Genomic DNA, 8,871 nt, shown 5'->3' on the forward strand with positions numbered 1-8,871 from the left:
TGACCGAAACATGCAGGTCACGGATTTCAAGCATCTTCTTCTCCGGTTTCGCCCAGATACTCCAGCACATCGTAATGCACGTGATCCAGAATATGGGTCAGCCTGGAAACGCATTCCTCGCCCACGGCGCTGCCAATCAGGGTAACAATAAAGGCCGCGCGCTTGGAATTGACCAGCGCTTCATAGCCAGGATCAGCGGAATACGGAATGGCCCGGATGGAATCGCTGAATTCCTGAAGTTTTTCTTCATCGAGATATTTAATGGGCTGGGGCTCGTTGTCGAGATAGGCGATGCCGTCCCGCAGCTCCAGCATGATCGGTTTGCCACGCAGATACGCGATGCACACTTCCATGGTAATCCCCTTGGTTTTGTGATGCCGCATAGTGGCAAACTTGCCACCCCCTGTCCAGAGAAGCGGCCCATTCAGATGTCTGTCTTTATTGGAGCGTGACGAGGTGCGGCGGCGCTGTTCAAGTGCTGGCGCGCCTTTTTGGGATATGCGGCATATGTCAGATATGGCAAAAAAATGCGCAAGGCAGATCACGGAACACCGCGCGGCAGCAGGGTTTTGTTCCCCGCTGCCGCGCAGCAGATTACCCGGTGGGCAAGAATTATCGGTGCCGTGGCGTCATGCAATGCTTTCAGGCAAGGCCAAAGCGCAGAGCGGCATAGCCCACCACCTTGCGGGTATCGCCCGAGGCCGTGGCCGACGTGTCGTAAAGGCACAGCTCCGCCCACGGTTCGCCCAGAGCGCGGGCGGCAAACAGGGCCAGGGCCATGGGGGCCGCCCCGCACATGGTGATTTTTTCACGCTGCACCATGGTGAGCAGACCTTCCGGGTCGCAGGCCAAGGCCTGCGAAAGTGCGAAGGCATCCTTGCGCATGGTGGTTTCCTGATCTTCGTAATGGTTCATGTCGGAGCTGACGATGATGCCGATCCGCTCGCCCTTGTTTTCGTGCTCGCGGATGACCTCCGCCAATGCAATTCCCGCATCCTGCAAGGTCTTGTGCTGCATGGTGCCCACGCATACAGGGGTAATACGGCGGGTCGCGCCGGGTATTCCCTGCGGTGGCACGCATTGCAGAAAAGGCAGCAGGACTTCAATGGAATGCTCGCCAAGGTGCGAATGGAGGTCGGGCGCAAAACCGCCCTTGCCGCACAGGCTGGCGGCCAGTTCCGCATCCACGTCAACATTGCCCAGCGGAGTGCGCCATGCGCCGTCCGGCCACACGCCGAGGGGCGCGCCTCTGCCCGTGTGATTGGGGCAGAGCAGCACAAGCCGCTCCGGCAGGCTGGCTCCGGCTGTTGTTTTGTTCCAGGGGCTCATGAGCGCGGCCCCAAGCACCTTGCCGCAGTATACGTAGCCAGCATGGGGAAGCATAAGGCCGCGCAGGCTGGCGGACGCCTTGCGCTTGGCGTCAATGGGCGCGTTTGCCGACAAGGCTTTTCCAGCCGTGAGGTATGACCTGATTTCCTTTTGCAGCTCATCGGGCGAAGCTGGATAGAAACGCCCGGCTGCGACTGGTTCACGTTCGGGCATAAGAACACTCCTTGCGGGCGCTTCAGTTCAGCCCGCCCAACAGGGCATAGTGGGTTTCCATGTATTCCTGGAGTCCCTCGCGGCTGCCTTCCCGGCCAAGGCCGCTGAATTTCACGCCGCCAAAGGGTGTCTCGGCGGCAGCAAGGCCGGCATCGTTGAAACCAGCCATGCCGTACTGCAATTTATTGAACAGCCGCCAGATGCGCGGCATGTCGCGTGTGCAGATGTACGAGGCAAGGCCAAATTCCGTATCATTGGCAAGGGAAATGGCTTCTTCCTCATCGTCAAAAGTCATGACGGCAGCCACCGGGCCGAATATTTCCTCGCGGAAAATGCGCATCTGCGGGGTCAGGCCCACCAGCAGGGTGGGTTCGTAAAAATTGCCGCCAAGGCTGTGCGGCTTGCCGCCAAACAGCAGTTGCGCGCCTTTTTCCACGGCGTCTTTTACCAGAGCATCCGTGTGGGCCACGGCATCGGCATTGATGAGCGGGCCCATGTCGGTTTCCGGCTTGAGGCCGTCGCCCACGCGCATGTCGGTTATGTGATCGAGCAGATTGGTGGCGAAGGTTTCAGCCACGCCGCTCTGCACCAGAAAACGGTTGGCGCAGATGCAGGTTTGCCCGGCATTGCGGAATTTGCAGGCCATGGCCATGGTCACGGCCTTGTCCATGTCCGCATCGTCAAACACAATGAAGGGCGCGTTGCCGCCAAGCTCCATGGAAATGCGCTTGAGCGTAGGCCCGCACTGAGTTGCCAGTTGCAGCCCCACCGCCGTTGAGCCGGTAAAGCTGAGCTTGCGCACCAGCGGGTTGGAGGTGATCTCGTTGCCGATGCGCCGCGCGCTGCCCGTAACAACGTTGAAAACCCCGGCGGGGATGCCCACCCGCACGGCCAGTTCCGCCATTGCCAGCGCGCTGTACGGCGTAGCGCTGGCAGGTTTGACCACCATTGTGCAGCCTGCCGCCAGCGCAGGGGCCACCTTGCGCGGGATCATGGACATGGGGAAGTTCCACGGCGTGATGGCCGCAGCCACGCCCACAGGGGCATGACGGGTGAGGGCCTGCACCCCGTGCCGGTATACGGGCGTGACCTCGCCGCTGAAGCGGCGGGCTTCTTCCGCAAACCAGGGAAAGTATGATGCGCCCTGAAGGATCTCTGCTCTGGCCTCGGCCAGGGGCTTGCCTTCTTCAAGGGTGAGCAGGCGGGCCAGATCCTCAATGTTTTCGGCAATGGCGCGTTCCCAGGCGTGGAGCAGAGCGCCGCGTTCCAGAGGCGTCTGTGCGCTCCAGATAGCAAAGGCCGCCTGCGCGGCCTCAATGGCCTCGCGGGTTTCGGCCTCGCCGCAGTTGGGCACGGTGCCCAGCTGCTTGCCGTTGGCGGGATTAACGACTTCAATAACGCTTTTGTCAGCCGCATCGCGCCAGTGCCCATTGATGAGGCACTGGCTGCGGAACAGCTCCTGATCGTGCAGAATACGGTACATAAAACCCCCTGTAATGATCCCCGCAGGGCATCAGAACAGCTGCATGCCGTCTATCCAGTGGTGTTTGACCCTGCCGCGCAGCGTCTGCCCCAGAAATGGCGTGTTGCAGCTCTTGGAATAGAGGTTTTCCGGCCCGGGAACCCATGTTTCGTCCGGGTCAAGCAGGAAGAAATCTGCTGGATCGCCGGGGGTAAAGCCGTTGCAGGGCAGGTTGAAAATCTCTGCCGGGCGGCGGCTCCACAGCCGGTGCACATCGGCCTCTGTCAACACGCCTTCTGCCACCAGCCCCCAGGTGAGGCTGACAGCCAGATCAAGCCCGGTAAAGCCGCACATGGCATCGTCCAGGGTGCCTTCTTTTTCGTGGGCGGCGTGGGGGGCGTGGTCTGTGGCGAGTATGTCGATGGTGCCGTTTTTCACGGCGCGGCGCAAGGCCTCGCGGTCTGCGGCGGTGCGCAGGGGCGGGCTGACCTTGGCCTGGGTATTGTAGCCCTCAAGGGCGGTTTCATCCAGCAGCAGATAGTGGGGGCAGGTTTCGGCAGTCACCTTGACGCCGCGCGCCTTGCCCCAGGCGATGCAGTCAACTGTCAGCGCTGCGGAAACATGGGCGATATGCACGGGCACGTCGAGGTATTCGGCCAGCATGATGTCGCGCATGGCCTGATTGGCCTCGCCAGCGGCGGGCTGGCCTTTGACGCCGAGCAGACCGCTGGTCACGCCTTCGTGCATGCGCCAGCCCTTGGCCAGGTGCGGGTCTTCGCAGTGGTCTATGAGCACCAGGTCAAGGTCTGCGCCGTATTCCATGATGCGCCGTACAAGCTCCGCGTTGTCCAGCGGGCGGCCATCGTTGGAAACAGCCACGCAGCCCGCTTCCTTGAGTTCCGCGAGGGGGGCCATCTCCTCACCCTTGAGGCCCACGGTGGCGGCGGCAATGGGGTGGAGGCGCGGGCCGTTGGGATGGCTTTTGCGGGCGCTGTCGAGCATGGCGCGCGTGATGCTGGCCGTATCGTTGACGGGTTTGGTGTTGGCCATGCACATCACTGCGCCAAAACCGCCCCGCGCAGCGGCCTCAAGGCCGGAGGTGATGTCTTCCTTGTATTCAAAGCCAGGTTCGCGCAGGTGCACGTGGGCGTCAATGCAACTGGGCATGAGCACAAGGCCGTGGGCGTCAAAAACTTCGCGGCTGTCGTAGGTATGGTGGCCTGCCGGGGTCATGGTGACAATTTTGCCGTGCCGCACCAGCAGGTCTACCGGGGCTTCAAGGTGGCGTGCGTTCTTTATCAAGAGGCTCATGCGCGTACTCCATCGTTGCGCGTGGCCAGCAGATAGAGCACGGCCATGCGCGTGGCGACGCCTGCGGCAACCTGATTCAGCACCAGGCTCGCGGGGGCGTCTGCTATGTCATTGGAAATTTCAAGCCCACGGTTCATGGGGCCGGGATGCAAAACCTTGGCTTCGGGCGCGGCAAGGGCCAGCTGGCTGGAGCCAAGGCAAAAACGGCGGGAGTACTCGGCAAGGTCGGGCAAGAGGCCCGCCTGCTGGCGCTCAAGCTGCAGGCGCAGGCACATGACGGCGTCCACATCGCGCACGGCTTTGTCCAGCTCCGTGTAGATTTCCACGGGCCAGTGATCCACCCCGGCGGGCAGCAGGGTGCGCGGAGCGCACAGGCGCACCTTGACGCCCAGCATGGTGAGCAAATGCATGTTTGAGCGGGCCACGCGGCTGTGGGCAATGTCGCCCAGAATCAGCAGGGTACGTCCGGCAAAGCGGTTTTGCCATGCCTGCCGCAGGCTGTAGCAGTCGAGCAGGGCCTGCGTGGGGTGGGCATGCCAGCCGTCGCCGCCGTTGACGATGCCGCAGGGCAGCAGCTCCGCAAGAAAGCGCGCCGCGCCGCTGCTGGGGTGGCGGATGACAATGACATCCGGCCCCATGGCCTGGAGGGTGAGGCCCGTATCTTTGAGGCTTTCGCCCTTGTTCAGGCTTGAGCCTGATTTTGCCAGGGAATAGGTGTCGGCGGAAAGGCGTTTGCCCGCCACGTCAAAGGACGTCTTGGTGCGGGTGCTGTTTTCCACGAAAAACAGCACAACGGTCTTGCCCTTGAGGGTTGGCACCTTCTTGACCGGGCGGCTGTTGATTTCCTGAAAGCTGGCGGCCAGGTCCAGCAGGTGCATGGTGTCTTCCGCGTTCAGTTGGGTGACGTCCAGCAGGTCTTTGTGGGGCCAGTGGTAGCGATTGTCGGTATTCATGACGTTGCGTGGTAAAAAGGTCAAAAAAAATCCCCGTTGCTATACAACGGGGGAATACGAAAAACGCCTGCAAATGCGAAAAAAATCAGGGAGGCCGGGGGCGCTGTGCTTGCCCTGCCATAGGAAATTGCGCAAACGGGCGTTGGTCTTCATAAGTAGCAAATGTAGGCGCGCTTGGGCGCTTTGTAAAGCAAAAAGTCGGTTGACGCTTGCAGGGGCATTGTCTAGTTGTAGGGCGTACCGCGCACCAACGCAGACGTTTTTGCGGCGCGGCTGTAAGTATCTTCAGCGAGGAGAACCACATGCTTGTGTCTCTTGTGGCCTACGTCTTGTGCGGGGCTGTGGCCGGTGTTCTGGCCGGGCTTCTGGGTGTTGGCGGCGGTATTGTTCTGGTGCCCCTGATGGTTGCCATTTTCCCCACGGTGGGTGTTCCCGCACAGTATGTGCAGCAGATGGCGCTCGGCACTTCGCTTGCCAGCATCATGATCACTTCCATCTCCAGCGCGCGGGCGCATAATGCCCGTGGCGCGGTGCACTGGGATATTTTCAAGGCCATTACCCCCGGCATTCTCGTGGGTACGTTCTTCGGCGGCCTTGTTGCTACCCATATGCCCACCATGTTCCTGAAGATATTTTTTATCTGCTTTATCCTCTTTGTGTCGGCGCAGATGCTCTCCAACTACCGGCCCCCGGCCAGTCGCGATCTGCCCGGCAAGGTGGGAACCGCTGGCGTGGGCGGCGTTATCGGCCTTGTGTCGAGCTTTGTTGGTATCGGCGGCGGGACGCTTTCCGTGCCGTTCATGACCTTTTGCAACGTGCCGCTGCACCATGCCGTGGGCACCTCCGCCGCCATTGGCTTTCCCATTGCCGTGGCGGGTACGCTGGGCTTTATTGTGGGCGGCTGGGGCAGGCCCGATCTGCCTGCCATGTCGCTTGGCTTTGTGAACCTGTGGGCGCTGCTGGGCATTGCCACAGCCAGCTTTATGACCGCCCCGCTTGGCGCAAAGCTTTCGCATGCCTTGCCTGCCGACAAGCTCAAGAAAGGTTTTGCCTGTTTTTTGATCCTTGTGGCCTTGAAGATGATCTGGGGCTTGTTGTAACATAGACCCATGAAGCTTCAGTCATACAACAAGGCTCTGGCCGAATCGGTGGTCTGGAATCTGCTCTGGCTTACGCTGGGGTCGGTTCTTATGGCCATATGCATTCAGAGCGTGGCCGCGCCCCATGGCTTCCTTTCCGGGGGAGTCATGGGCGTGAGCCTGCTGGTCAATTACTGGACAGGCACGCTGACGCCGCTGGTCTGGTATTCCCTGCTGTGCGTGCCTGTGTACGCTTTTGGCTGGTTCTGCGTGGGCAAACGTTTTTTGCTCTACACGGCCTACGGAACCCTTTGCACTACGTTGTGCAGTTTTTTCATAACCTTTGAAATTCCTATCACCAACGAAGTGTACGCCACCGTGGTGGGTGGGGTGCTGCACGGCGCAGCCTGCGGCATCATGCTGCGCACCCTTGGCAGCAGCGGCGGTACGGATGTGGTTGCCGTGCTGCTCAAGGAACGCTGGAACGTGCCCATCGGGCAATTCAATTTTCTGTTCAATTCCCTGCTGTTTCTTACGGCGGCCTCGCACATGGCGCTGGACCTCATTGTTGCTTCCATGCTGATGATGTTCATTTCGGCCAGTACGCTGGAATATGTGCTGGGCCTGTTCAACCGCCGCAAGCTCGTTATGATCATTTCTGACCACGGTGAAGAAATCAGCGAGGCCATTTTGGTGACAGAGCGCTTTGGCGCTACGCTTGTACGGGGCAAGGGGGCCTATTCCGGCTCGGACCGCGAAATTCTGCTCACCGTCACCAACAATGTGGCGCTCAAGCGGCTGGAGAATCTGGTGTTCAGCATTGATCCGCGCGCCCTGTTCATTGTGGAAAATACGTTCTATGTGTCGGGTGGGCAGTTTGCCCGCAGAAGCCGTTGACGGCGGAGGCCCCATGAACCCGGAAACCTCGGAATCTCCTGAATCTGACGAGCCGTCGGAGGCCTTGCTGGCCATCAGGGCCAAGAGCATTCTGACCCTTGGCGGCGAAGGCCCGGCACGGGCCGCCCGCCTTTTTGCCCCGCTGAAAAAGATCGACAACGGCGTGCTGCTGGTGCGCAGCGGTCTGGTGGAGGATGTTCTGCCGTGGTCGCAGGCCAAGCTGCCCGCAGGCACGCTTGTGCGCGATGTGGGTGCTGTTTGTCTTGCGCCTGCCTGCGTCAATGCGCACACGCATCTGGAACTCTCGCATCTGGCGGAGAAAACCCGCTGGGGGCGCGGCTTTACCGCATGGCTGCAAAGCCTTGTTCCCCTGTTGGGCGCTGCCCCGCAGGCGGATGCCGTGGAAAGCGCCTGCGCCGCACTGGCCCTGTATGGCACGCTGTATGTGGGCAACATCACTGGCTCCCTGCCCGGCGGCACGGCTCTGGTCGATGCGGCCTGCAATGAGGCGGGGCTGACCGCAAGCCATTTTTGCGAATGGTTTGGCTTTGGAGCGCCCTTTGCCGATGGTGAACGCCCCTGGCCGCCGCGCTGCCGTCAGGCTCTTGCCGATGATCCCTTTCTCATGGCCCGTTGCGCTCCCGGCGGGCATGCCCTGTATTCCACGGGGCCGGAAATTCTCAGCGCCGCGCGGCAGGACTGCTCCCGCATGGGGCGCGTGTTTTCCTTCCACCTTGCGGAATCGCCCGAAGAAACCCAACTGCTCACATCGGGCAGCGGGCCTTTGCGCGATCTGTACGCCGGGGTTGTGCTGCCGCCAGACTGGTCTGCGCCGGGTCTGCGCCCTCTGGCCTATGCGGTGAAGCTGGGTTTGCTCGGCCCCGGTACCCTGGCCGTGCACGGCGTGCAGCTTGACGCGCAGGAAGTGGAAGTGCTGGCAGCCAGCGGCGCGGCCCTGTGCCTGTGCCCTCGCTCAAACCGCAATCTTGGCGTAGGGGTGCCGCCTGTGCGCGAGCTTATGGAAAGCGGCGCGCTGTTGTGCCTTGGCACGGACGGGCTGACCTCCAACCGCGATCTGGACGTGCGCAAAGAGGCGGTGTGGTTGCGAGAAACAATGGACGTGCCGCCGGAAGCCCTGGTGCGCATGCTGACGGTCAACGGAGCTGCCGCCCTGAATCTGCTGGGCTGCGGGGCAGGGAGGCTGGAAAAGGGCGGGCCTGCGGATTTTTGTGTACTGCCAGAAAACCTGACCTACTAGCCATCCACGAGCCAGCAGCGTTCTTTGAGGATCGCAACTAGCTGTCATGCCTCTGAAGGCAGCTACAAATACCTTGAAATTATTCTTGATTACCTGTGCTTGTGTTTGGCGCATAAAGTCCTTGTCAGGGTAATTTGTTGCTGGCAGTATTCGCCCAGCAGACTGACGCCGTTACGGCATGTATCGCCAGCCTGCCGGTTGCGCCGCCAGGGGGTATTTGCGGCTTAGCCGGGTTTGGGGATGCCGACCGCGTTATTACTGCAAGCGGCTTGCCGCTTTTTCTTAACCTGCGCCAAGAAGGACAACATGACCGAGGAAGTTTTGGATTGGAAGGAAGCCATTGCCAGGGTGCTCAACAAGCGCGACATG

The 8,871-nt window shown here is 61.0% G+C and carries 8 protein-coding genes; 3 read left to right on the forward strand and 5 right to left on the reverse strand.

The genetic code is table 11. From position 1 onward, the window contains the following. Positions 1 to 26 precede the first annotated feature (26 nt). From VEZ52_RS04435 to VEZ52_RS04455, 5 genes are all read right to left on the reverse strand, one after another. On the reverse strand, positions 27 to 353 hold the full coding sequence (locus VEZ52_RS04435; RefSeq protein ID WP_324835713.1) for a hypothetical protein: 327 nt from the start codon (positions 351 to 353) through the stop codon (positions 27 to 29). A gap of 289 nt (positions 354 to 642) precedes the next feature. Beyond that, a complete protein-coding gene (amrB, locus tag VEZ52_RS04440) occupies positions 643 to 1,542 on the reverse strand; it encodes an AmmeMemoRadiSam system protein B (RefSeq protein ID WP_324835714.1) in 900 nt (299 codons plus the stop codon). A 22-nt stretch (positions 1,543 to 1,564) separates the two neighbouring features. Beyond that, on the reverse strand, positions 1,565 to 3,025 hold the full coding sequence (locus VEZ52_RS04445) for an NAD-dependent succinate-semialdehyde dehydrogenase (RefSeq protein ID WP_324835715.1): 1,461 nt from the start codon (positions 3,023 to 3,025) through the stop codon (positions 1,565 to 1,567). A 30-nt stretch (positions 3,026 to 3,055) separates the two neighbouring features. Then, the gene (locus VEZ52_RS04450) at positions 3,056 to 4,315 is read right to left on the reverse strand and encodes a dihydroorotase (RefSeq protein ID WP_324835716.1); all 1,260 of its coding nucleotides are present in this window, start codon (positions 4,313 to 4,315) and stop codon (positions 3,056 to 3,058) included. Next, the gene (locus VEZ52_RS04455; RefSeq protein WP_324835717.1) at positions 4,312 to 5,268 is read right to left on the reverse strand and encodes an aspartate carbamoyltransferase catalytic subunit; all 957 of its coding nucleotides are present in this window, start codon (positions 5,266 to 5,268) and stop codon (positions 4,312 to 4,314) included. The genes VEZ52_RS04450 and VEZ52_RS04455 overlap by 4 nt, the downstream gene beginning before the upstream one ends. 302 nt (positions 5,269 to 5,570) lie before the next feature. Between VEZ52_RS04455 and VEZ52_RS04460 the strand changes: the two genes are divergently transcribed. From VEZ52_RS04460 to VEZ52_RS04470, 3 genes are read left to right on the forward strand one after another with little or no spacing between them, the layout of a single operon-like run. Further along, positions 5,571 to 6,368 carry a sulfite exporter TauE/SafE family protein gene (locus VEZ52_RS04460; protein ID WP_324835718.1) on the forward strand — a complete coding sequence of 266 codons (798 nt, stop codon included), beginning with the start codon at positions 5,571 to 5,573 and terminating at the stop codon, positions 6,366 to 6,368. A 9-nt stretch (positions 6,369 to 6,377) separates the two neighbouring features. Next, the gene (locus tag VEZ52_RS04465) at positions 6,378 to 7,244 is read left to right on the forward strand and encodes a YitT family protein (protein ID WP_324835719.1); all 867 of its coding nucleotides are present in this window, start codon (positions 6,378 to 6,380) and stop codon (positions 7,242 to 7,244) included. 13 nt (positions 7,245 to 7,257) lie between these two features. After that, entirely contained in the window at positions 7,258 to 8,502 is a 1,245-nt protein-coding gene (locus VEZ52_RS04470; protein WP_324835720.1) for an amidohydrolase family protein, read from the forward strand. The last annotated feature ends 369 nt before the right edge of the window (positions 8,503 to 8,871 follow it).

It is taken from the genome of Desulfovibrio sp. (genome assembly GCF_035644575.1).
Taxonomy (GTDB): Bacteria; Desulfobacterota; Desulfovibrionia; order Desulfovibrionales; family Desulfovibrionaceae; genus Desulfovibrio.

Bases quoted from the DNA above. Each gene is read 5' to 3' on its own strand.
- VEZ52_RS04435 (WP_324835713.1), bottom strand. From the start codon at position 353: ATGGAAGTGTGCATCGCGTATCTGCGTGGCAAACCGATCATGCTGGAG.
- amrB (WP_324835714.1), bottom strand. From the start codon at position 1,542: ATGCCCGAACGTGAACCAGTCGCAGCCGGGCGTTTCTATCCAGCTTCG.
- VEZ52_RS04445 (WP_324835715.1), bottom strand. From the start codon at position 3,025: ATGTACCGTATTCTGCACGATCAGGAGCTGTTCCGCAGCCAGTGCCTC.
- VEZ52_RS04450 (WP_324835716.1), bottom strand. From the start codon at position 4,315: ATGAGCCTCTTGATAAAGAACGCACGCCACCTTGAAGCCCCGGTAGAC.
- VEZ52_RS04455 (WP_324835717.1), bottom strand. From the start codon at position 5,268: ATGAATACCGACAATCGCTACCACTGGCCCCACAAAGACCTGCTGGAC.
- VEZ52_RS04460 (WP_324835718.1), top strand. From the start codon at position 5,571: ATGCTTGTGTCTCTTGTGGCCTACGTCTTGTGCGGGGCTGTGGCCGGT.
- VEZ52_RS04465 (WP_324835719.1), top strand. From the start codon at position 6,378: ATGAAGCTTCAGTCATACAACAAGGCTCTGGCCGAATCGGTGGTCTGG.
- VEZ52_RS04470 (WP_324835720.1), top strand. From the start codon at position 7,258: ATGAACCCGGAAACCTCGGAATCTCCTGAATCTGACGAGCCGTCGGAG.